Origin of the sequence: Anaerorhabdus furcosa (assembly GCF_900167375.1) — a bacterium.
In the GTDB taxonomy this organism is placed as follows: Bacteria; Bacillota_I; Bacilli_A; order Erysipelotrichales; family Erysipelotrichaceae; genus Anaerorhabdus; species Anaerorhabdus furcosa.
This window is the reverse complement of record NZ_FUWY01000008.1, coordinates 1-23,244: the sequence shown is the minus strand read 5'-3', so window position 1 is coordinate 23,244 and position 23,244 is coordinate 1. Positions and strand designations below refer to the sequence as shown.

At 32.6% G+C, this 23,244-nt stretch carries 27 protein-coding genes; 25 read left to right on the top strand and 2 right to left on the bottom strand.

Annotated elements, in window-relative coordinates; all coding sequences use genetic code 11:
- Nucleotides 1–28: 28 nt before the first annotated feature.
- The 14 genes from B5D14_RS10915 to B5D14_RS10855 all read left to right on the top strand — a co-directional run bounded on the left by B5D14_RS10915 (nucleotide 29) and on the right by B5D14_RS10855 (nucleotide 7,420).
- The gene (locus tag B5D14_RS10915; protein WP_078712665.1) at nucleotides 29–574 is read left to right on the top strand and encodes a DUF3795 domain-containing protein; all 546 of its coding nucleotides are present in this window, start codon (nucleotides 29–31) and stop codon (nucleotides 572–574) included.
- A 111-nt stretch (nucleotides 575–685) separates the two neighbouring features.
- Nucleotides 686–1,045 carry a helix-turn-helix domain-containing protein gene (locus tag B5D14_RS10910; RefSeq protein WP_078712664.1) on the top strand — a complete coding sequence of 120 codons (360 nt, stop codon included), beginning with the start codon at nucleotides 686–688 and terminating at the stop codon, nucleotides 1,043–1,045.
- A gap of 67 nt (nucleotides 1,046–1,112) precedes the next feature.
- Nucleotides 1,113–1,475: a DUF6483 family protein gene (locus B5D14_RS10905; RefSeq protein WP_078712663.1), complete on the top strand. Its 363-nt coding sequence runs from the start codon at nucleotides 1,113–1,115 to the stop codon at nucleotides 1,473–1,475.
- Between the two features lie 103 nt (nucleotides 1,476–1,578).
- Nucleotides 1,579–1,833, top strand: coding sequence for a TfoX/Sxy family DNA transformation protein (locus tag B5D14_RS10900; protein WP_078712662.1), 255 nt, complete (start codon nucleotides 1,579–1,581; stop codon nucleotides 1,831–1,833).
- A gap of 25 nt (nucleotides 1,834–1,858) precedes the next feature.
- Nucleotides 1,859–2,605, top strand: a complete 747-nt coding sequence (locus B5D14_RS10895) for a GNAT family N-acetyltransferase (protein WP_078712661.1) — start codon at nucleotides 1,859–1,861, stop codon at nucleotides 2,603–2,605.
- Between the two features lie 55 nt (nucleotides 2,606–2,660).
- Nucleotides 2,661–3,083, top strand: coding sequence for a GNAT family N-acetyltransferase (locus B5D14_RS10890; RefSeq protein WP_078712660.1), 423 nt, complete (start codon nucleotides 2,661–2,663; stop codon nucleotides 3,081–3,083).
- Between the two features lie 30 nt (nucleotides 3,084–3,113).
- Complete coding sequence (locus B5D14_RS12275) at nucleotides 3,114–3,308, top strand: hypothetical protein (protein ID WP_200804816.1); 195 nt, start codon at nucleotides 3,114–3,116, stop codon at nucleotides 3,306–3,308.
- Between the two features lie 77 nt (nucleotides 3,309–3,385).
- A complete protein-coding gene (locus B5D14_RS12270; RefSeq protein WP_200804815.1) occupies nucleotides 3,386–3,589 on the top strand; it encodes a hypothetical protein in 204 nt (67 codons plus the stop codon).
- Nucleotides 3,589–4,227, top strand: coding sequence for a DUF6273 domain-containing protein (locus tag B5D14_RS10880; RefSeq protein WP_143254436.1), 639 nt, complete (start codon nucleotides 3,589–3,591; stop codon nucleotides 4,225–4,227). Before B5D14_RS12270 ends, B5D14_RS10880 begins: the two co-directional genes overlap by 1 nt.
- Nucleotides 4,224–4,688 (top strand): GyrI-like domain-containing protein, encoded by a 465-nt coding sequence (locus B5D14_RS10875; RefSeq protein ID WP_078712659.1) that lies wholly within the window; start codon nucleotides 4,224–4,226, stop codon nucleotides 4,686–4,688. The genes B5D14_RS10880 and B5D14_RS10875 overlap by 4 nt, the downstream gene beginning before the upstream one ends.
- Before the next feature lie 3 nt (nucleotides 4,689–4,691).
- Entirely contained in the window at nucleotides 4,692–5,153 is a 462-nt protein-coding gene (locus B5D14_RS10870; protein ID WP_200804814.1) for a GNAT family N-acetyltransferase, read from the top strand.
- Nucleotides 5,154–5,283: 130 nt separating this feature from the next.
- Nucleotides 5,284–5,727, top strand: coding sequence for a GyrI-like domain-containing protein (locus tag B5D14_RS10865; RefSeq protein WP_078712658.1), 444 nt, complete (start codon nucleotides 5,284–5,286; stop codon nucleotides 5,725–5,727).
- 8 nt (nucleotides 5,728–5,735) lie between these two features.
- Nucleotides 5,736–6,668, top strand: a complete 933-nt coding sequence (locus B5D14_RS10860) for an ABC transporter ATP-binding protein (RefSeq protein ID WP_078712657.1) — start codon at nucleotides 5,736–5,738, stop codon at nucleotides 6,666–6,668.
- Entirely contained in the window at nucleotides 6,665–7,420 is a 756-nt protein-coding gene (locus tag B5D14_RS10855) for an ABC transporter permease (RefSeq protein WP_078712656.1), read from the top strand. The genes B5D14_RS10860 and B5D14_RS10855 overlap by 4 nt, the downstream gene beginning before the upstream one ends.
- A gap of 8 nt (nucleotides 7,421–7,428) precedes the next feature.
- On the opposite strand, the gene B5D14_RS10850 is transcribed toward B5D14_RS10855, so the two are convergent.
- Entirely contained in the window at nucleotides 7,429–7,989 is a 561-nt protein-coding gene (locus tag B5D14_RS10850; protein WP_078712655.1) for a hypothetical protein, read from the bottom strand.
- 164 nt (nucleotides 7,990–8,153) lie between these two features.
- On the opposite strand from B5D14_RS10850, the gene B5D14_RS10845 reads away from it, so the two are divergent.
- The 11 genes from B5D14_RS10845 (at nucleotide 8,154) to rbfA (ending at nucleotide 22,884) form a co-directional block, all read left to right on the top strand.
- Nucleotides 8,154–8,978 (top strand): sulfide/dihydroorotate dehydrogenase-like FAD/NAD-binding protein, encoded by an 825-nt coding sequence (locus tag B5D14_RS10845; RefSeq protein WP_078712654.1) that lies wholly within the window; start codon nucleotides 8,154–8,156, stop codon nucleotides 8,976–8,978.
- Nucleotide 8,979: 1 nt separating this feature from the next.
- Nucleotides 8,980–10,347, top strand: coding sequence for an NADPH-dependent glutamate synthase (gltA, locus tag B5D14_RS10840; RefSeq protein ID WP_078712653.1), 1,368 nt, complete (start codon nucleotides 8,980–8,982; stop codon nucleotides 10,345–10,347).
- Between the two features lie 78 nt (nucleotides 10,348–10,425).
- On the top strand, nucleotides 10,426–12,009 hold the full coding sequence (locus B5D14_RS10835; RefSeq protein ID WP_078712652.1) for a helicase HerA-like domain-containing protein: 1,584 nt from the start codon (nucleotides 10,426–10,428) through the stop codon (nucleotides 12,007–12,009).
- Between the two features lie 57 nt (nucleotides 12,010–12,066).
- Entirely contained in the window at nucleotides 12,067–13,425 is a 1,359-nt protein-coding gene (locus B5D14_RS10830) for a GGDEF domain-containing protein (protein ID WP_143254434.1), read from the top strand.
- 114 nt (nucleotides 13,426–13,539) lie between these two features.
- Nucleotides 13,540–17,892: a PolC-type DNA polymerase III gene (locus B5D14_RS10825; protein WP_078712650.1), complete on the top strand. Its 4,353-nt coding sequence runs from the start codon at nucleotides 13,540–13,542 to the stop codon at nucleotides 17,890–17,892.
- A gap of 116 nt (nucleotides 17,893–18,008) precedes the next feature.
- A complete protein-coding gene (locus B5D14_RS10820; RefSeq protein ID WP_078712649.1) occupies nucleotides 18,009–18,476 on the top strand; it encodes a ribosome maturation factor RimP in 468 nt (155 codons plus the stop codon).
- 24 nt (nucleotides 18,477–18,500) lie between these two features.
- On the top strand, nucleotides 18,501–20,129 hold the full coding sequence (gene nusA, locus B5D14_RS10815; RefSeq protein WP_078712648.1) for a transcription termination factor NusA: 1,629 nt from the start codon (nucleotides 18,501–18,503) through the stop codon (nucleotides 20,127–20,129).
- A 16-nt stretch (nucleotides 20,130–20,145) separates the two neighbouring features.
- Nucleotides 20,146–20,403, top strand: a complete 258-nt coding sequence (rnpM, locus tag B5D14_RS10810; protein WP_078712647.1) for an RNase P modulator RnpM — start codon at nucleotides 20,146–20,148, stop codon at nucleotides 20,401–20,403.
- Nucleotides 20,396–20,692 carry a L7Ae/L30e/S12e/Gadd45 family ribosomal protein gene (locus B5D14_RS10805; protein WP_078712646.1) on the top strand — a complete coding sequence of 99 codons (297 nt, stop codon included), beginning with the start codon at nucleotides 20,396–20,398 and terminating at the stop codon, nucleotides 20,690–20,692. Before rnpM ends, B5D14_RS10805 begins: the two co-directional genes overlap by 8 nt.
- Nucleotides 20,693–20,701: 9 nt before the next feature.
- Nucleotides 20,702–22,537, top strand: coding sequence for a translation initiation factor IF-2 (gene infB / locus B5D14_RS10800; protein WP_078712645.1), 1,836 nt, complete (start codon nucleotides 20,702–20,704; stop codon nucleotides 22,535–22,537).
- On the top strand, nucleotides 22,537–22,884 hold the full coding sequence (rbfA, locus tag B5D14_RS10795; protein WP_078712644.1) for a 30S ribosome-binding factor RbfA: 348 nt from the start codon (nucleotides 22,537–22,539) through the stop codon (nucleotides 22,882–22,884). Before infB ends, rbfA begins: the two co-directional genes overlap by 1 nt.
- Nucleotides 22,885–22,953: 69 nt before the next feature.
- On the opposite strand, the gene B5D14_RS10790 is transcribed toward rbfA, so the two are convergent.
- The coding region (locus tag B5D14_RS10790) for an IS3 family transposase (protein WP_143254433.1) at nucleotides 22,954–23,244 on the bottom strand (291 nt) is incomplete at its 5' end.

The window sequence follows — 23,244 nt, the reverse complement described above, 5'->3', positions numbered from 1 at the left end:
ATAATTTCTTAAATAGGAAAAATAAATTATGAAAAATTTTGTTAGAAGTAACCAGCTCTTATCATTGTGTGGTTTAAATTGTGGTTTATGTCCAATGAAGTTGGGTAATCATTGCGGTGGATGTGGAAAAGGAAATCAATCCTGCAGAATTGCCAAATGCAGTATGGAACAACATGTTGAATATTGTTTTCAATGCGATAAATATCCTTGTGATAAATACAATGAAATTAATCACTATGATTCATTTATTACACATGAAAATCAACTTAATAATCTGTGTAGGGCAAAATCAATAGGTGTAGAACGATACAATAAGGAACAAGTAGAAAAAGTGAAGATGCTTCAACTTTTATTAAATCGATTTAACAATGGAAAAAAGAAAAATTTCTATTGTATCGCAGTCAATTTATTAGATTTGAATGATCTAAATGAAATATTTCAACTTATTTCATTAAATAAAGAATTTGATGATCTATGTGTAGATGAGCAATGCGAATATGTTTATCATATGTTTAAGAACAAAGAAATAGAGAAAAACATCAAATTTAAGCTAAGAAGGAAGCCAAAATCTTGAATTGTTAAGCTTTGTGGACAAATTGCCAACTAGTGTTGGTTGAGACTATTTTAAAGTAATTGCTATACTTTGGATGCAATTGCAAAGCATAGAAAAGAGAGGATGTTAAAAATGAATTTTAACGAGAAATTAATTACTTTAAGAAAAACCAAAGGCTTATCTCAAGATGAATTGGGTGCAAAACTAAATGTATCAAGACAAACAATATCGAAATGGGAGCTAAGTCAATCCTATCCAGACTTTCAACGATTAGTTTTATTAAGCGATTATTTTGGACTTACCTTGGATGAACTTGTAAAAGATGTAGATGTACAGGATGTAAGAGAGAAAAATATAAGCAATGATATAATCAATTCCATCTATGATGATGTGAATAAAGGTAAAAATGTAATCAAGACTTGTATCATTCTTGGGCTAGGGGTACTCACATTTTTCTCATTTATTGTTATTTATGGTATATTTTTCAAATAATGATTTCATAATTATTTGTTGAAGACTATATTCTTGGTATACTAAATGATATAGAAAAGAGTATGCTATGTTAAAAGATGATTATCTATTAAAAATGATTGAACAAATAAGTTCTATGTTAGCGAGTATTATGTTCAATAAGGATATTAAAGAAATTGAAACTGAAATAAAAGAAGATGAAGTACATAATGATGAATTAAACTTGATTGTAAAACGAGTTCAATGCAATCAATATAATCAACTTATTAATGAATTCATGTTAGATGAGTGTAAACTTAAGCTTTGCTTGATCTTCTTTAATGAATTAAATAATTACTCGGATAAAGAATTGATATCTATTGGCCTAACAAGAAATAAACTAAAGGATGATTTAATCGCAATCTTAGAAAAATATGGTTATTCGCACATTATTGATTTATTTGACTTCTAGAAATAAAATATTTGAAAGAAACATGACAGGAGATGTCATGTTTCTTTTGTATAATAAATGATATAATCAAATAAATTACTATTGTATTGAGAAAGAAGAGACTATGACAGCATTGACTTCAATGAAAAATATAGGCAAGGAAATGAAAAAAAAACTAGAGTCAGTTGGGATTGATTCAGTAGAAAAACTAAAATGTATAGGTAGTAAAGATGCCTTTATTCATTTAAGAATGAAATATAGCAATATCTGTTTAGTTCATTTATATACACTACAAGGAGCTATTGATGATATTGAATATCATAATTTACCAGAGAATATGAAAAGTGATTTGAAGAAATTTAGCAAAGAATTAAAATGAAGTGTAGGGGAAGGAGAAAATGATAATGGATAATTTCATTAATCTAACAGCTGAGAATATTGATGAACAACATCTTTGTTGCATTATTCGAAGTAAGATAGCTCATCCAGGAGTTGAAACAAAAAGAAAATGGTTAAAGCAAAGAATTCAAGAAGGTCATGTGTTTAGAAAACTAGATACCAAAGCAACAGCATTCATTGAATATGCACCATTAGAAACTGCTTGGGTGCCAATTGAGGGAGATAATTATTTATATATTTATTGTTTGTGGGTTGATGGTGAATTCAAAGGACATGGGTATGGAAAAGCTTTAATGGATTACTGTATAAAGGATGCTAGGAAGAAAAAGAAATCTGGTATTTGTTTGCTAGGTGCTAAAAAACAAAAACACTGGCTTACCAATCAAGAATTTGCAAAACGATATGGCTTTGAGGTTGTTGATTCAACTAATTCAGGTTATGAGTTATTGGCACTATCGTTTGATGAATCAAAACCAAAATTTACTGCTAAGGCAAAGAAAGAAATTATAAAGGATAAAGCATTAACTATTTATTATGATGATCAATGTCCTTTCATAAAACAAAAAATTGAAAATCTTCAAGATTATTGTCAAAAAAATCGTATTCCACTTTCTTTGAACTATATAAATTCATTGAAGAAAGCAAAAAATGTACCTTGTGTCTTTAATAATTATGCTGTGTTTTATGAGGGTAAATTTCAAACAGTTAATTTATTAGAAATTACTCAGGTAGAAAGAATGATAACATCATGAAAAAGGTTGAATTCGTTCAACTTGATTTACAAAGGGATAGTGTAGGATCAAGCAAATGATTAGAAGAATAGAAATAAGTGATATCGATGAAGTTGCACGAATCTGGTTAGATACAAACATAACTGCACATAATTTTATATCTTCTAATTATTGGTATAGTAAACTTGACGAGGTGCAACAAGCTCTCTATAATGCTGAAGTTTTTGTGATACAAGAAGAAAATAAGATTTGTGGATTTATTGGTTTAGATAAAAACTATGTATTAGGAATATTTGTAGAAACAACAATGCAGTCAAAAGGTTTTGGCAAGCAATTGTTAGATTACTCAAAAATGATAAGAAATGAATTGGTACTGAATGTATATCAAAAGAATGAAAAGGCAATCCAATTTTACAAATACCAGAATTTTACTATGATAAATGAATTGACTGATTATGATACAAATGAAAAAGAATATGTTATGCAGTGGATACGATGATTATATTTTATTTAGAAAGAGGATAAGAAGATGAATCGATATGATGAAGGATTAGAGTTAATAAATAAAAGTTGTGGTAATGGGAAAGATAATGTAATTTCTGTAGCGACTATCTCGACTACTCTTAGTGGCGAAGGATTACCATGTCCATGTGTGCGCGAGGTAGATGCATATTATGAAAAAGGTGTTTTTATATTACCACATATGGTTTATCAAATAAGATAATCCAAATTCAGCAAAATAAAAATATATCTTTTTCGGTTGCATTTGAAGGAATTACTGGAATTGGATATGGCGAAAATTTGGGGTGGGTACTCGATCCTAAAAATGCTGAGATAAGACTGAGGGTACGAGAAGCATTCAAAGATTGGTATGACCAAGCAAATTATGAACCTAGTCAGGACTGTGTAATTTTAGCTTTGCATATTACGCAAGCATATATTTTTAGAGATCATGGTGCAACACAATATAAATTAGATTTGGTAAATCAATGTGAGATAAAATAATGAGAGTATCTGTAATGAATGTAGGAGAGAAAGTTTCATTTGGTCAATATGTCTGGCGAATACTTGAACTTCAAGAAGATAAAGCATTGATCATAACAGAAGATGTTATTGAAGAAAGACCGTATCATAATCAATACATCGATATTACATGGGCAGATTGTTCACTTAGAAATTATCTTAATACTGAATTCTACCATCGTTTTAGTAATGAAGAAAAAATGAGAATTATTCCTGTTATTAATAAAAATGATGACAATCACTGGTATAAAACAAAAGGTGGAGTTGATACTGAAGACTATATTTTTTTATTGAGTCTTGAAGAAGCAACTTGTAAATACTTTGGGGACAGTAGTTCTAAATTGTTCAATCCAGGGAAGAATCAAAGATATTGGTTTGAAAGAAAAGACATGAACAATAGTAAGCGTCTTGCAAAGTTAATTCATACAGACTGGGGTTGGTGGTATTGGCTTCGAACACCTGGTCGTGTGGGAGTTAAAGCAGTTTATATATTTGGAACTGATGGTAACATTGGAATTCAAGGTAATAATATTTTTAAAGGTAATCTGGATGAAGGCAGATGTCGTGGTGGAGTTCGCCCAGCACTATGGTTAAAATTAAATAAGGGAGATGAAGAATGAAAATTTATGAATATAAAAAAGATTCTTTCGTAACGATTGGAAAACAAGGTTCAACTTTGGATGGTCTAAGTTTTGTGCAAAACTTATGGAAAGATGCAAATTCGCATTTTAATGAAGTTCAACATCTAGCGAAAAAAGATGAATTTGGGAATCTTGTAGGTGTATGGGGTAATATGTCTGATTTTTCTTTGTCCTTTCAGCCTTGGCAAGAGAATTTTTCAAAAGGATATTATCTTGCGGGTGTAGAATGTGTCGATGATGCAATCGCACCAGAGGGATGGACAAAATGGATTATTCCTAGCTTTGAATATTTAATGGTTGAATGTGAAGAAAAAGATACATTTGTTAAAATGATAGAATACTTAAGTCAACATAGTTTGACCTTAGTTGGTGCTGTACAAGACTTTACTGATCCAAAGAGTGGGAAAAACTATATGCTTTTTCCAATAAAAAGTAATTAAGTAATGATTGAAAAAATAGAAATATTTAGACTTCTTGATCATCCAAATACCAAGGAAGAATTAGCTGCTTGGTTTCATGAAAAATGGAATATACCTTGTTTGACTTATTTAGAAAGTATGGAGCTATGTTTGTCGAAACAAAGCATGATTCCTCAATGGTATTTTGTGCAACATAATAATCGAATTATTGCAGGTTGTGGAGTAATTGAAAATGACTTTCATAATAGGAAAGACTTAACACCTAATTTATGTGCTTTATATGTTGAAACTGAATATCGTGGGCTGGGTATCGCAGGTAAATTATTGAATTTTGTTTGTAATGATATGAAGGAGAGAAAAATAGAAGCATTATATTTAGTAACAGATCATTCCTCTTTTTATGAAAGATATGAATGGAAATTTCTATGTAGAGTACAAGGTGATGGAGAACTTGAAGTTTCAAGAATGTATGTTCATTATTGTTAATAACTTTGTCATGAAATAGACTTTATTAAAGAGTCTATTTTTATTTTGGTATAAGTTCTTTATATAATTCCAAAAAGAAGAGGAATAATAAAAATAATTGTCGTATTCTTTTGTTCAGGAGGAATAACAAATGAAGTTTGAAATCAAAGAAGTAGAAGGAACAAGAGTTGTTTACATGAAGTACAAAGGATTACCACAAAAGGCGAGCAAACATTTAGCAACAGTATTTAAATCAATAAAAGGGAAATCCTGTGGAGCACCTATTTTCTATTATTTAAAAGAAATAGCTAACAGTGAAGAAGTAGAAATGGAAATATGTGTACCCAGTGATGAGAACCCAAGTATACCTGGAGTAGAAGTAAAAATCTTACCAAGAGAAAAAGTTATTGCGACAACATATGTAGGTCCTTATACAAATTTATCAAAGGGATATGAGGAATTGATGGCATATGTAAAAGAAAACCAAGTTAATGTTACGGGTGTAGCAAAAGAGATTTATCTAAAAGGACCAGGAATGATCTTGCCAGGCAATCCTTCCAAATACATAACAGAAATTCAATTTCTTCTTGGTTGAGGATATCTATGTACGCAATAGAAATTAATCAATTATCTAAGGTATATAAAAATGGTGTTCAAGCATTGGATGGTTTTGATTTATGTGTAAAAGAGGGAGATATTTTTACACTTTTAGGAGAAAATGGTGCAGGTAAATCTACACTAATAAAGATATTAACGACATACTTAAAAAGTACAAGTGGTACGGTGAAGATGCTTGGATTAGATTTAAATAAAGAAGCGGACAAAATAAGAAAGCAAATAGCGTGTGTCTTTCAACAAACATCAATTGATACCTTTTTGTCTTTAGAAGAAAATATGTTGTTTCAAGGGAAACTTTATTCTATTCCCAATGATGAAGCAATAAAACGAATGGAAAGTTTAATAACTGTTTTTGGTTTATCATCGTATCGTAACTTGCCTGTTTCATCCTATTCGGGAGGTGTAAAAAGAAGACTGGATATTGCACTTAATTTAATGTCGAATCCAAAGATTTTATTTTTAGATGAACCTACTGTAGGCATGGATGTTCAGTCACGCAATGCAATGTGGGATATGGTAAGGAAAATAAGAAGTGAATTGGGAACAACTATTTTTCTTACAACACATTACTTAGAAGAAGCAGAAGTTTTAAGTGATTCCATATGTATTATGAAGAAGGGTAAAAATATTGTTTGGGGTAGTAGGCAAAAATTGACAAAATTACTGGATATCAATTATATAGAGTTGTGTTTATTAAACATAAATATAAAAAAAATCGAAAAATACCTGTGCAATAAATTTCCAAAATGGAAACTGATTTTAAAGGATTCTTCAATTTATATACAAAATGATAAAGATATAATGGATTTACTTTTAAAAGTTTTATTACAAGAGAAGATTCAATTTGAATCAATCGGATATGTAAAACCTTCATTAGAAGACATCTTCATTCAAGTTTTAGAGGAGGCTAACATATGATATTTTTCTCAATGCTCTATCGTAATATCAAATGGCGAGTACACAATTGGTTAACGATTCTGTTTACAATCGTACAACCCATTCTTTGGCTGATTTTATATAGCACAGTTGCATCAAGTACCATGAAATCAACTTTGAGTATTAATTACACATCTTTTATTTTACCAGGATTAATGTTCCTTGTATGCTTTGCATCATCCTGTAGTTGTGGCATTATGAATTATATAATGAAACAAGAGGGGAGTTTTAATCGTTTGCTCATTGCTCCTGTTTCTAGAGATACAATGATTTTAGCACAGGTCACTGAAGCAATTTTATGTTCGTTTTTTGAAGTTGTACTAATCACTTTTATAAGTTTGTTTTTAGGGGTTAAGATTTCATTTACGATTGCTAGTTTTATGATGATCGTTTTGGTTTTGTTTCTATCTAGTTTTTTAATCGCTAGTTTAGGTTATAGCTTAAGTTTAAAATTACCCAACGACATGGTTTATCAAACAATGATGAATGCAATTGTTTTGCCTATTTTCTTTTTAAGCTCAGCGTTATTTCCAGTTGATAAAATCAAAGGGATCCTTGGAGTAATTGTTCAATGGAATCCATTTACACACAGCATTGACTTAGTTCGCTCTGTCATGCTTCATCAAGAAATTGTTTTACAAGATATCTTCTTTACAATGGGTATGCTCATTATTTTGTGTTGCTTGAGTTTTCTTTGGGCAAGAAACAGTTTAAAAAAAGAAATGGAAGTATAAAAAAATATCTACTCTGCAGATATTTTTTTCTTGGATTCAACTGTGTTTCGTTCATTTCTAAGACTTAGATAAACTTTTATTATAATTAAAATTGTAAATGTAATAAGCAATAAAAATGCGTAATTAATTAAATCAGGTTGTGAACCAAACATTAGAGCAACTAGAAGAAATAGAATAAATTGCCATTTAAGACGTTTCTTAATTCCTTCAACATCTTCTTTGAATTCAAAGGTTTTCCATTGAGATTTAAAAGGAGCTTTCTCATAGATGTAGTAACATATCATTTTTGTTAGAAAATACATACCAATAAAAAGAAGAATGATGATGCCATAAACTATAAATGGAGAGATTGTTGTCATTAAGTTAAATAAGAAGTAAATCGCAATTACAGCTAAAGTATAGAGTATGCAACTGCAGGCAAAATAAATGAGTAAATCACTTTCACTAATATAGCGTGTGTTTCTTTTTGAACAAGTCTTGCATTTCACTTTTCCTACTTGGTAAGTTTCAAAAGCTTCAGCAACCGCTTTATTCATATCTTTATTACATTTTTCACAAAGTACTTTCAATTTCATCACCTAACTTATTTTATCATGAAAAAGAGTTCATTCCTACTTAAAATGAGAGGTATTGAACTATTTCTTAATATTATACAATGTAATATAGAAAACAAGATTGCTACTTGGATAGTAGAACGCTTTCATGTATAATTATGAAATGCGAGGGTATAATTATGTATAAAATATTAACAAAAAAACAATTGAATCCAGATGTATATTTATATGAAATTGAAGCAAAGGCTATTAGTAAAAAAGTTCAACCAGGACAATTTATTATTTTAAGAGTAGATGAATTTGGTGAACGTCTTCCTTTGACAATTGCTGACTATAATGCAGATAAAGGAAGTGTAACCATTATTGTTCAAGCCATCGGTGCTAGCACAATTAAACTTAGTCATTTAAATGAAGGTGACTTCATTCAAGATATTGTAGGACCTTTGGGAAAAGCGACTGAATTTGAAGATGCAAAACATGTTTGTGTTGTAGGTGGTGGTGTTGGAACAGCAATTGCTTATCCAAGTGCAAAGTTTTTATCACAAAATCATGTAAAAGTAGATATGATTGCGGGTTTTAGAAATACAGACATGATTATTTTAGAAAATGAGATGAAAGTCATCGCAAATCATTGCATGATTATGACAGATGATGGTTCAAATGGTAACAAGGGATTTGTAACGGACGCTTTAAATAAAATGATGGAAGAAAATAAATATGATCTTGTTATCGCAATTGGTCCAATTCCAATGATGAGAGCTATTTGTGAGTGTACTCGTCCTAAGCAAATCAAAACAATTGTAAGCTTGAATCCAATCATGATAGATGGTACTGGTATGTGTGGTGGATGTCGAGTAACGGTTGATGGAAAAACAAAATTTGCTTGTGTAGATGGTCCAGACTTTGATGGACATCTTGTCGATTTTAATAATTTAGTAGAAAGAAATCGTATGTATAAAGAAGAAGAGGGACATCAATGTCGCTTAAGCAAGGAGGGGAAATAGTATGGCAAATATGCAAAATGAAAAGACACCTATGCCTTTTCAAGATCCAACCCTTCGTAGCAAAAACTTTGAAGAAGTAGCTTTAGGTTATACCCATGAAATGGCAATTAACGAAGCACAAAGATGTTTGAATTGTAAACATAAACCATGTATGGAAGGTTGCCCTGTGGGAGTACATATTCCAGAGTTTATTCAATACTTAGTTAATGATCAAGTAGATGAAGCATTAAGAGAAATTAAAATTACAAATAATTTTCCAAGTATTTGCGGACGTGTTTGCCCACAAGAGAGTCAATGTGAAGCAAAATGTGTACGTGGTATAAAAGGAGAAGCAGTTGCGATTGGTCGTCTAGAACGCTATGTTGCAGAACAAGGTAAAGTAGCAAAAGAAGAGGTTAAGTCCAATGGAATCAAAGTAGGCGTTATTGGAAGTGGTCCAGCTGGATTATCTTGTGCTAATGATTGTGCTAAAGCTGGATTTGATGTCACAATATTTGAAGCACTTCATCAAACAGGTGGTGTGTTGTCATATGGTATTCCAGAATTTAGATTACCTAAGTCAATAGTTCAAAAAGAAATTGAATCTCTCAAAGATTATCGTGTGAAAATTGAAACAAATATGATAGTGGGTAGAACGATTACATTTGATGATTTGTGGAATGAAGGCTTCAAAGCACTGTTTATTGGAACTGGTGCAGGTTTGCCGAATTTTATGAATATTCCAAATGAAAATGCAGTAGGTGTAGTAAGTGCTAATGAATATTTAACTCGTTGTAACTTAATGAAAGCGTATGATGAAAAATATGATACACCAATTGCAAAACCAAAACATACAGTTGTTGTTGGTGGTGGAAATGTAGCAATGGACGCTGCACGCTGTGCACGTCGCTTGGGTGATCGAGTAACACTTGTTTATCGTCGTAGTTTAGAAGAAATGCCAGCAAGACATGAAGAAATTGAACATGCCATGGAAGAGGGAATTGAATTTAAACTCTTAACAAATCCAATCGCTATGATAAAGGATGACTTAGGTCAAGTTAGTGGAATGACATGTGTTCAGATGGAACTGGGTGAACCTGATGATAAGGGAAGACGTGGAGTCAGTGTAATTGAGGGAAGTGAATTTAATCTTGATTGTGATTATGTGATTATGGCAATAGGAACATCAAGTAATCCACTTTTAAAGGACGCTGAGAAGTCGTTAGAAGTAAATCGTAGAGGTTGCTTTGTTGTTAATGAAGATCAAATGACATCCGTACAATCGGTTTATGCAGGTGGAGATGCTGTAAGTGGTGCAGCAACCGTTATTTTAGCTATGGGTGCAGGTAAAAAAGCGGCAGAGAGCATTTGTAAAGAATTATTAGGCTAGAACATGAGAAATCATGTTCTTTTTATCTTGTTTTGAGGGTATAATAGGGGTAATTAGTAGCATAAAGGGAGAGATAATATGTATTTTGAGGAAAAAATTTGGATGTCGATGAATCAGAATAGACAGTATTTGCTACCTATAATGGCAAATCGTCATGGTCTGATTGCGGGAGCAACAGGTACAGGAAAAACAATTACTTTAAAAGTTATGGCGGAATCATTTAGTGATATGGGTGTTCCTGTCTTCATGGCTGATGTAAAAGGTGATTTGACGGGAATGTGTATTCCAGGTGTTGATAGCGAATCAATGCAAAAGAGAATCAAAAAATTTGGGTTAAATAATACGAATTATTCTTATGCTGGTTATCCAACAACTTTTTGGGATATCTATGGAGAAAAAGGCACACCTGTACGTACTACGGTTTCAGAGATGGGACCTCTTTTGTTGGCACATGCCATGAATTTGAATGATACGCAAACTGGAGTATTGGAAGTCATCTTTAAAGTAGCAGATGATGAAAAGTTATTATTACTTGATTTGAAAGACTTAAAAGCAATACTTAATTATGTGGCTGAACATGCATCTGAATTAAGAACTGAATATGGTAATATTGCATCATCGACTGTTGGGGCTATTACTCGTGGTGTTATCCAACTTGAACAACAAGGAGGAGATTTATTTTTTGGAGAACCTGCCCTTGATTTAAAAGACTGGATGCGAATAGATAAAACAGGAAAAGGGTATATTAATATCTTAAATAGTGTTAAACTATTTCAAAACCCTGCTTTATATACAACATTTTTACTTTGGCTATTGTCTGAATTATATGAAATATTGCCGGAAATTGGAGATGTTGATAAGCCAAAGATGATTTTCTATTTTGATGAAGCACATCTTTTGTTTGATAATGCCTCAAAAGAATTATTACAAAAAGTAGAGCAAATTGTGCGCTTGATTCGATCTAAGGGTGTTGGTGTATTTTTTGTTACACAAAAACCAACAGACATTAGTGAAGATGTATTAGCACAATTGGGAAATCGAATTCAACATGGCTTGCATGCGTATACACCGAAAGAACAAAAAGCTATTAAAGCTGTTGCAGATAGTTTTTGTGCTAATCCAGAGGTGGATACAAAAAGTGCACTACTTGAACTTGGAACAGGAGAAGCACTTGTCTCATTCTTGGATGAGGCAGGTAGACCAACACCTGTAGAGAGAACATTTATCTTACCTCCTCAAAGTTTTATGGGAGCTGCAAGTGATGAGGAGTGGCAAGCTGTACTTGCAAAGTGTGAAATGAATGCAAAGTATGAAACGATGATAGATCGTGAGTCAGCATATGAAGTTCTTGTTGGTAAAGCAGAGGCGTTAGCAAAAGAAAATGAAGCAGAAGCTTTAAAAGAAGAAAATGAGAAATTGAAAAAACAGTTGGAATCAAAAGAATCAACAAAAGAAAGTAAATCGTCAAAGAAAACGAATACAAAACTTGAACGCGAACTAGAAAGTGGATTGGTTCGAATAGCGAAAGCAGCATTACCTCGATCATCTTATTCAAGAAAGAAAAGTACTGCAGATCGTGTAAAAGATACTACAATAAATGTTGTAGGTGGAGAAGTGGTTAGAACATTTGTAAGAGGAATATTTGGTAACTTTGTTAAATAATAGAATTGAGCTTTGATTTTAAATTCATTAAATTTAATTGTTGGGGAGAAGATTGTGATGAATGTTGATAACTATAATTTAGTCATGTTATTATCAAACTTATTAGTTGATACTAACGCAGCGACAACAACAGTCCAGAATGCTTTGGATTTAATTGCTAAAACCTTTGCGTTTAAGCAAGCGTATGTCTATGAAACAAACCGGTATGGGTTCTTGGAATTAAAAGAATTTATTTCGCCATGGGATAATGTAGAAAAGAAACTATCACTTCACTTGTTTGAAGAAAAAATTCATCATGAATCATCAATAATCTATACCGTTAGTAAATTAGATGATGAAAATCAAGATGAATTACTTGGAATATTTAAAACATCAAAATTGTTTTTTGTGCCTCATATCATCGATAAACGAATTGGAGAACTAGTGCTATTTGTTGAAGGGGATGAACCTGTAGAGGATAGACAAATTCTTGGTCTTTGTGGATCGATGTTATTAAAATATATCATGCCAAGAATGTATGACAATCAATTAATAAATTCTAGAAAAGCACTGGAAAGTATAATTGATAACACAGGTATTGATATCTATGTGAATGATTTCTATACACATGAAATTTTGTACGTGAATCAATCAATGGCTAAACCTTATGGTGGTCAAGATAAATTTGAGAATAGAAAATGTTGGGAAGTACTATTTCCAAGTAAAAGTGGCCAATGTGAATTTTGCCCACAAAAGAATCTAATTGATGAAAATGGTGATCCGACAAAAGTATATACTTGGGATTATCAAAGAGAATTAGATGGATCATGGTTTAGAGTCTTTAGTGCAGCGTTTCGTTGGATTGATGGACGACTTGCCCATGTTGTAAGTAGTGCAGATATTACGGATAATAAGAAAAATGAAGCACTCATTGAATATCTTGCAAACTATGACTCTCTTACAGGACTTCCTAACCGTAGGATGCTTGTTACCGAGTGTGACCGAAGAATTAATCAAGTAAATACTGCTATAACAGGCTATCTACTTTTCTTTGATATTGATGGGTTCAAAATGATTAATGATACCTATGGTCATGATATTGGAGATGAATTCTTAATCAGCTTAGGGGATTTTTTCAAAAGTATAGACGTACTTAAAAATGCAATCTATCGTAATGGCGGTGATGAGTTTGTTGCAATTATTGATGGAAATATCTCTGAAGATGAGTTATGCGTAATGATTGGTAAAATTCATGAGAAATTTGATAAACCGTGGAAACTAAAAACTGTTGAAGCAAAATGCAATGTAAGTGTAGGAATTGCTTGCTATCCTACTGATGGAAAAACGGCAGAAGAATTATTATTAAAAGCAGATCAAGCAATGTATAAAGTAAAAAAAGCAGGTGGTGGAAGTTACTTGTTTGGAAGAGATTTATAATAAACCTAGTTACAACTAGGTTTTATTGTGCTTAAAATGCTCTGAAATATTGTTCTTCTTTGGCTTATAAAATAGTTAAAAAAATGGTATGATATACCAGTTAGGAGTGGAGTCATGAAACAAATACAATTATGCGAACTAATCCATAATATTGATATAAATCCAAAGCTAAAATCTTATTTTGAAGAAGCTGTGGTTTTGAATGTTAAATTTTATCGTAAAACTGAGCATTTATTCATTACAATTCAATTGAATCATATTTTACCTTTTGATTTATATAAAGCATTGAATCAATATTTTTGTGCTACGATGTGCAAAAAATGCACGATTCATGTAGAAGTCACAACATATGAACAAAATATTCAGGAACTTCAAAAATATGTTTGGTATTTTGCTACATTTTCACAAGCCAATGCAATCTTTAAAGAAGGGATGCCATCTTATACTGATGATGGTATACAAATACTTTTTGCAACAGAAGATGATGTAGAAAAAGCAACCTTACAAGAAGTGAACTTAGTTAATTTCTTAAATACGGTAGGTTTTAAAGAAGAGTTGATTACATTATCATCAAGAGAATTGGTTGTTAAGATTGAAGATGTTGTTGTTCCTTTAAGCAATGCATCACCTACAAATGAAATTCAAAAGAAAAGTGAACCACAAAAATATGCAACAAAGCGTGTTAAAAAAGAGAATTATATTGTGATCAAATTGAAAGATGCTGTTAACGAATGTGACAACATTCAATTTGATGCAACTGTGTTTAAAGTTGTGTATCAAACAACACGAACTGGCAATACAATTCAAACCATTTATCTAAGTGATGAAACTGATGCAATTGTAATCAAACGATTCGAGAACAATCGATTACCGCTTGAAAAAATGAAAGAAATTAATGAATGGGATACAGTAAGAGTATATGGGTCAATTATTTATGATTCATATGAAAAAGAATTAGTATGTAAACCCAATGAAATTGAAAAGATTGAGAAACCTTCACGTAGTGATAATGCAACAGAGAAACGTGTTGAATTGCATACGCATACCATCATGTCTGAAATGGATGGTGTATGTGAGATTGCAGAGTATGTAAATCAAGCATACAAATGGGGACATAATGCAATTGCAATCACAGATCACATGGCTGTACAAGCGTTCCCGAAAGCGCAAGCAGCTGTTTCGAAAATATTAAAAAAGAATCCAGATGCAAAGTTCAAGATGATCTATGGTGTTGAAATGAATCTTGTAGAACCTGAACTAAAGATTGTAAAGAATCCACAAGACATAGATTTATTGCAAAGTGAATACATATGTTTTGACTTAGAAACAACGGGACTATCTTCGTTTTTTGATCATGTCATTGAGTTTGGGGGTGTATTAATTAAAAACCAAACTGTGGTGGAACATAAACAGTTGTTTATCAAGCCGCCTGTATCCATACCACCATTTATTCAAGAGAAAACAAATATTACGGATGAAATGGTTAAAGATGCAAAGACATTTGAAGAAGCGGTTGATGAGATATTGGATTGGATTAAAGATCGTGTTTTAGTTGCCCATAATGCAACCTTTGATATTGGATTTATGAATGAAGAATTAAAACGTATAGGTAGGGAACCGCTTACCAATCCAATCATTGATACGTTGGATTTTGCTCGTGCAATATTAAGTGAAAGAAGAACTTATCGTTTAGGTAATATTGCTAGAGCTTATCGTATATCTTATGATGAAGAAGTAGCACACCGTGCAGATTATGATGCTAATGTTTTAGCAGATGTATTTTTAGCAATGATGCATCAAGCTAAAGAATTAGGCGCTACAACAGTTGCTGGATTACAAGCGTTACAAAGTCCACAATCATTTGCAAAAGTAAGAAATAGTCATATTTGTGTGCTTGCGAAGAATCAAAAAGGAATTAAAACAATTTATCAATTGGTTACGATATCGAATACGGAAACAATTGCAGTGTTTGGTAATGCAAATAGTAAATCTAATGGTAGTGAATTCTTAGCAGAACCACGTATTTTTAGAAATAGAATCAATGAATTAAGAGAGAATATTTTAATTGGTTCAGCTTGTCTTAATGGAGAGGTTTTTGAATGTGCTAGCAATAAGAGTCAAGAAGATTTAGAGAAAGCAATTTCTTTTTATGATTACATTGAAATACAACCTTTAGCTAACTATTCTCATTTACTTGCGATGCACTCAGTTCCAAATATGAATCGCTTGAAAGAGATTGTAAAAAGAATTATTGAAACAGCGAAGAAATTAAATAAACTCGTTGTTGTTACAGGAGATGTGCATTATTGTGATCCTGAAGAAAAGATTTATCGTGATATTTATATTCAAACGCAAGGTATTGGTGGTGTTCGACATCCATTGTTTATTTACAATGAAAAAATTCGTCGTAATACCATTAATCCAGAACAACATTTTAGAACGACTTCGGAAATGCTGGAATCTTTTGAATGGTTAGAGAATCCAAGTTTGGTAAGTGAAATTGTTGTTGAGAATACAAATAGAATTGCGGATATGATTGAAAAAACACAACCTGTTCCAGATGGTTTATTTACACCTACAATTGAAGGTAGTGATACTAAATTAAGAGAAATTTGTTTTGATACTGCGCACAAAATGTATGGAGAAGTGTTACCAGAGATTGTTGAGAAGCGATTAGAACGAGAGTTAGACAGTATCATAGGTAATGGTTTCGGTGTGATTTATTACATTTCACATTTACTCGTAAAAAGAAGTAATGATGATGGTTATTTAGTTGGATCTCGAGGATCAGTAGGTTCATCATTTGTTGCAACGATGAGTGGAATAACAGAGGTTAATCCATTAGCTCCCCATTATATATGTACAAAATGTCAGTATTCTGAATTTGTAGAAGATGATAGTGTTGCAAGTGGATTTGACTTACCAGATAAACCATGTCCACATTGTGGTGAGATGATGCGAGGCAATGGACAAAACATACCTTTTGAAACTTTCCTTGGCTTTGAAGGAGATAAAGTTCCCGATATTGATTTAAACTTCTCAGGAGAATATCAAGAAAAGGCGCACTTATTTACTAAAGAAGTATTTGGAGAAGATCATGTATTCCGTGCAGGGACGATTGGTACAGTAGCTGATAAAACAGCGTTTGGTTATGTTACAGGATATAGTGAAGAAATGGGTATTGAAAATATGCGCAAGGTTCAAAAGGAAAGACTTGCGATAGGGTGTACAGGTGTTAAGCGTACTACCGGACAGCACCCGGGAGGAATTATTGTTATTCCTCACGATATGGATGTCACTGATTTTACACCAGTACAATTTCCTGCAAATGATCCAAACTCAACATGGAAGACAACACACTTCGATTTCCATGATATTCATGATAATGTATTAAAATTTGATATATTGGGACATGTTGATCCAACAGCGATGCGACTACTTCAAAATATTTCGGGAATCGATCCAAGAACAATCCCAATGAATGATCCAGAAACAATGAGTTTATTCTCAAGTGCAGATGCACTTAAAGCGGATATAAGAGAATTCAGTGAAAAAACAGGAGCAATGGGGTTACCTGAGTTTGGCACTAGTTTTGTTCGTGGTATGTTGGAAGCAACGAAACCAAAGAACTTCAGTGACTTGATTATTATTTCAGGACTATCTCATGGTACTGATGTTTGGTTAAACAATGCTGCTGATTTAGTTGATTCAGGAATTACTTTGCAAGAAGTTATTGGATGTCGTGATGATATTATGACATATTTGTTGCATAAGAAACTCGAACCTAAGACAGCATTTACAATTATGGAAAGTGTTCGTAAAGGTAAAGGATTAACCGATGAATGGGTTAAAGCTATGGAAGAGCACGATGTACCAGCTTGGTACATTGATAGTTGTAAAAAAATTAAATATATGTTCCCTAAAGCGCATGCTGTAGCCTATGTTATTATGGCTGTTCGTATTGCATGGTTTAAGGTTCATTATCCACATTGGTACTATATTTCTTATTTCTCATTGCGTTGCGATGCGTATGAAATTGAAACAATGACAAAGGGTATTGCGGCAATTAAGTCTCGACTTGAAGAAATCAGAAATCGTCGTAATGACTATGAAACTGCAAAATTAGTAACGAAAAAAGAAAACGACATCTACAATACATTAGAAGTTTGTTTAGAACTTTATGCAAGAGGGTATAAGATTGGTAAGATTGATTTATACAAATCGCTTGCGACTGAATTTACGGTTGAGCCTGGTGATGTTAAAACGATACTTCCACCATTTACCACGATTGATGGACTTGGTGAAAACGTGGCGAAATCTATTGTTTTAGCAAGACAAAAAGGAGAATTTATTTCGAAAGAAGATTTAATCTCTAGAACACAGTTATCGACAACACTTCTTCGTAAACTTGAAGTACTTGGTGCGATAGATGGATTGCAAGATAAGAATCAAATGTCTTTGTTTTAACGGTATAATGGAAGGAAATTCCTTGCAATTTGATTGAAAAATGGTATGATAAATACGTAAAAGAACTAGAGGAGTGGTGAAGAACCACTCCTTCATTGTTGTTTAAAGGAGAATTTATGGATCAAATCGACAAAATTAAAGAACTAATTTTACCAGAATTAAGTTTATTTGATGTCAAATTGTATGATGTGAAATGGCTTAATGAAAAGAAAATGCGTATTTTACAAATTGCGATTATGAAGAGTGATGGAACAATGGACATTGATACTTGTGCCAATGTTTCTGAAAAACTATCAAGCGTGATGGATGAAGCATTTCCTAACATGGATGAATACTTCTTGGAAGTATGCTCACCAGGAGCAGAAAGAGAAGTTAAAGATTTAAGTGAATTAAGTAGCTTAATTGGACAGCACATTTATGTGCGTGTAAAACATCCAGTAAAGAAAATGTTGGAAATTACAGGTGATTTATTGAAGGTCGATGAGGGCATTATTACGATGAATTATCGTGATAAAGCACTAACTCGCGAAGTAACTTTTGAACAAGATGAAATAGAATTCTGCCGCTTAGCGGTTAAATTATAAAATTCAAGTAAGGAGAAAGAAAAAATGAATTTTAAGGATTTATTAAAAGCGATGCAATTAATTGAAGATGATCGTAAAATCTCAAAAGAAGTAGTTAAAGATGCTTTAAAAGAAGCTTTAGCTAAAGCGTATCGTAAACATGTGGATATCCCAGATATCTTAGTACGTGTTGATATTAGTGATGCAACAGGAAAAATCACAGTTTATCAACAATACCTAGTTGTAACAGATGTAGAAGATGAAGAATTAGAAATTTCATTAGTTGATGCAAAAGAACTTAATCCTGAAATTGAATTAGGTGGGTTTATTGAAAAAGAAGTATCAATTAATGAGTTAGGACGTGCTGCTGCATTACTTGCAAAGAACGTAATGAAACAAAAAATTAGAGAAGCTGAAAAACAAGCAGTGTATGATGAATATATTGATCTATTAGATGAAATGGTATTGGGTATCATTGAATCAGTTGAAGAAAAGTTTATTCTTGTAAATTTAGGTAAAACAATTGCGTTAATGCCTAAAGGTGCTCAAATCCCTGGTGAACGTTACCAAGAGGGACAAAAGATTCGTGTAGTTATTACAGAATGCAATAAAGATACAAAAGGTTCACAAGTCTTAGTATCACGTGCTGATGCAAAACTTGTAAAACGTTTGTTTGAGAAAGAAGTACCTGAAATTTATCAAGGAATTGTTGAAATTCGTGGTATTGCCAGAGAAGCTGGTGAAAGAACGAAGATGGCTGTTTATTCTAAGAATCCAGATGTTGATCCTCGTGGAGCATGTATTGGACCTCGTGGACAACGTGTTCAAGAAATTAGTGATGAACTAAATGGAGAAAAAATTGATATCTTTGAATGGAGTGAAAATACAACGGAACTTGTAAAGAATGCACTTGCTCCAGCAGAAGTTATTGCAGTGGTACCTACTGATGAAAAACGTTCATTAATGGTAATCGTAGATAATAGTCAATTATCATTGGCTATTGGTAAAAAAGGTAAGAATGCAAGACTTGCTGTTAAACTGACAAATATGAAAATTGATATCAAGACAAAAGAAGAATTAATTGAACAAGGTGTTGATTTTGATAAGTTAATGTTTGATTATGAAGTTGAACAAGAAAAGATTAAACGTGAACTAGCTTCTAAAGCGATTGCTGAAATGGAAGAAGAATTCGAAATTGAAGCAATTGAAGAAAAAGAAGAATTACATGAAGAAGAAACTGAAGTTATTGTTGAAACAACTGAAGAAATTGAAGAGGCAGTTGTGGAAACAGTAGTTGTTACAGAAACCGTTGAGCCTGTACAAGAAGTGAAGAAGGTTGAACCAAAACCAGAAGCACCAGTTGAAAAAGTAGTGAAAAAAGTTAAGAAAGAACCTAAGGTTAGAACAGATTATGTCAGCGTATTTGAAAAACTTGCTGATACTTCAAAACCTAAAGTTGAAAAACCTGACTTTAAGAAACGTAAGAAAAAAGATGAAGAAGAACGTAAATTACGTTCAATTGATATTAAGAAAGATAAAGATTATGATATTAAACCAGTATATTCAGAAGAGGAATTGGAAGAAATTCGTATGCGTGAGGAAAAAGAAGCACTTGAAGCTTACAATAACGAAATTGATTACGATGAATTTGAAGAATACTACGATGAAGATTAATATCATTTGGTGAGTTATGAAAAAGATTCCAATGAGAAAATGTGTAGCAACGCAAGAACAATGTCCTAAAAAAGAATTGTTGAGAATCGTACGTACGCCAGAGGGAACGATTGAGGTCGATACTACTGGTAAATTAAATGGAAGAGGCGCATATCTTAAAAAAGATGAAGCTGCTGTTGAGTTAGCCAAGAAAAAGGGTTCACTTGCTAAAGCACTTGAATGCACGATTCCAGATGAAGTCTATGAAAAAATCATGGAGGTAGTACGTGGATAGTAAAATTGCAGGTTACTTGGGTCTTGCTAATCGAGCAAGAAAAGTAGTCATAGGTGATTCTGCGATTAAAGCAATTCAAAAGAAAGATGCAAAATTGGTCTTGTTAGCTGATGATTGTTCATTGAATACACAAAAGAAAGTCCTTGATAAATGTAATTTTTATCAAGTTGAGGTAGTTAGAAGTATGCGTAGCATAGATCTAGCCTACGCAATTGGTAGAGCAGAGATTTCATTTGTTGCCATTTGTGATGATGGATTTGCTAAAGCAATACTGAATTGTTTGAAATGAGGTGGAATGATGGCTAAACAAGTAACTAGAAATAAAAGAAGAAATACAAATAACAACAAACAACCAAAAACATTTATTCCGAAGAATGATGTGGTTATTACAGAAATTTCATATACAGAAGGAATTACTGTTGGAGAATTAGCACAAAAAATTAATAAATCAGCAAGTGAACTTATTAAATTATTATTTATGCTTTCAAAGATGGTAACAATTAATTCTTCTCTAGATGATGAAACTGTACAATTAATCTGTATAGAATTTGGAATAGAATGTACGAAAGAAGAAATCGTTGATGAAGATAGTCTTGAAGATAATGAAGTTGATGATCCAAAACTTCTTGAAGAAAGACCACCAATCATTACGATTATGGGACATGTTGACCATGGTAAAACAACATTACTTGATTCAATCCGTAAAACACGTGTTGTTGAAGGTGAGTTTGGTGGAATAACACAACATATTGGTGCTTATCAAGTTGTTGTACACAATAAGAAATTAACATTCTTGGATACTCCAGGACATGAAGCTTTCACTGCGATGAGAGCTCGTGGAGCAAAAGTAACTGATTTATGTATTATTGTTGTGGCTGCAGATGATGGTGTAATGCCTCAAACTAGAGAAGCAGTAGACCATGCGAAAGCTGCGGATGTACCAATCATTGTTGCAGTAAATAAAATGGATAAGCCAGATGCTAATCCAGATCGAGTAATGAATGAAATGTCAGAACTTGGATTAATGCCTGAAGAATGGGGTGGCGAAACAATTTTTGTTAAGTGTAGCGCTAAAGCAGGAGAAGGTATTAAGGATATTTTAGAAACAATCTTGGTTGTCTCTGAAGTAAGAGATTTTAAAGCAAATCCAAAGCGTTTAGCTACAGGTACAGTAATTGAAGCTAAACTTGATAAAGGTAGAGGTCCAGTTACAACACTACTAGTACAAAACGGTACACTTAAAGCAGGAGATCCAATTGTTGTAGGTGCATGTTTTGGACGTGTACGTAAAATGACTGATGATCGTGGACGTGAAATTAAAGAAGCTGCTCCATCAACTCCAGTTGAAATTATTGGTTTGAATGATGTACCAGTTGCAGGAGATATGTTTAAAGCATTTGCGACTGAAAAAGGTGCACGTGCTGTGGCAGAACGTCGTTCTCAAGTTAAAATTGAACAAGAACGTAAATCATCTTCAGCAATGTCACTTGATGATTTGGCTGCTCAAATTGAAGCTGGAGATGTTCAAGAAATTCCTGTTATTGTTAAATCAGATGTTCAAGGTACTGCCGAAGCTGTAAAAGCATCGTTAGAAAAAATCGAAGTATCTGGAATACGTGTAAACGTAATTCGATCTCAAGCAGGTGCTATTTCTGAATCTGATGTTATGCTTGCGAGTGCATCAAAAGCAGTAATTTATGGATTCAATGTTAGACCAGATGCTAATGTAAGAAAGAAAGCGGAAGATGAAGGTGTTCAAATCCGTCTTCATAATATTATTTACAAAGCAGTAGAAGAAATGGAACTTGCAATGAAGGGTATGCTTGCTCCAGTATTTGAAGAAGTTATTGTTGGTCAAGCTGTTGTACGTCAAACATTCAAAGTTTCTAAAGTAGGAACGATTGCCGGATGTATGGTAAACGATGGTAAGATTGTTCGTGACTGTGGTGTTCGTTTAATTCGTGATGGTATTGTTGTTTATACAGGAGTACTTGGTTCATTGAAACGTTTCCAAAATGATGCGAAAGAAGTATCAAGTGGATACGAATGTGGTATTACAATCGAAAACTTTAATGATATTAAAGAAGGAGATATTGTAGAAGCATATCAAGACCAAGAAGTTAAACAAGTCTAATGAGTATTAAACAAGAACGCTTAAACCAAATTATTTTTAAGGAAGTCTCTGAAATTATTCAGTTCTCTCTTAAAGATCCAAATATTGGATTTGTTACAATCACGGATGTTCAAGTTACAAATGATTACTCTTATGCAACAATCTATGTTTCGTTCCTTGGTAAACAAGAAAGAAATGAAGCAGGAATTAAAGCATTAAATCATGGTAAAGGTTTTATACGCTCTGAACTTGCAAAGAAACTTACAATTCGCAAAGTTCCTGAACTACTATTTAAACTTGATGAAACACTAACTAAGAGTCGTAAAATTGATGCGATTCTACAAGAAATAAAAAAAGATGATAAGTAAACTATACCCCTTGTAAAGGACACAAGAATAAAAGATATGAAGCAGGTGAATAAAAATCATCTGCTTTTACTATAAATAAATGATTGATTGAGGAACAATCACAGGCAGATATTTCACCAATGTTTTATCTGTCAGATACTGATCAACTTCATAAGGAGTCTTCTTATGAAGTCGTTTCTGTGGTCGATCGTAATTATAGTAATTGATATAATCAGTTATCGCAAAAGCCATTTCCTCATAAGTCCTATACTTCTTTAAATCCATTTCTGTTTTTAATATCGCAAAGAATGATTCTTGTGGTGCATTATCCCAACAATTACCTCTTCTAGACATCGATTGTTGGATTCCATTTTCTTTAAG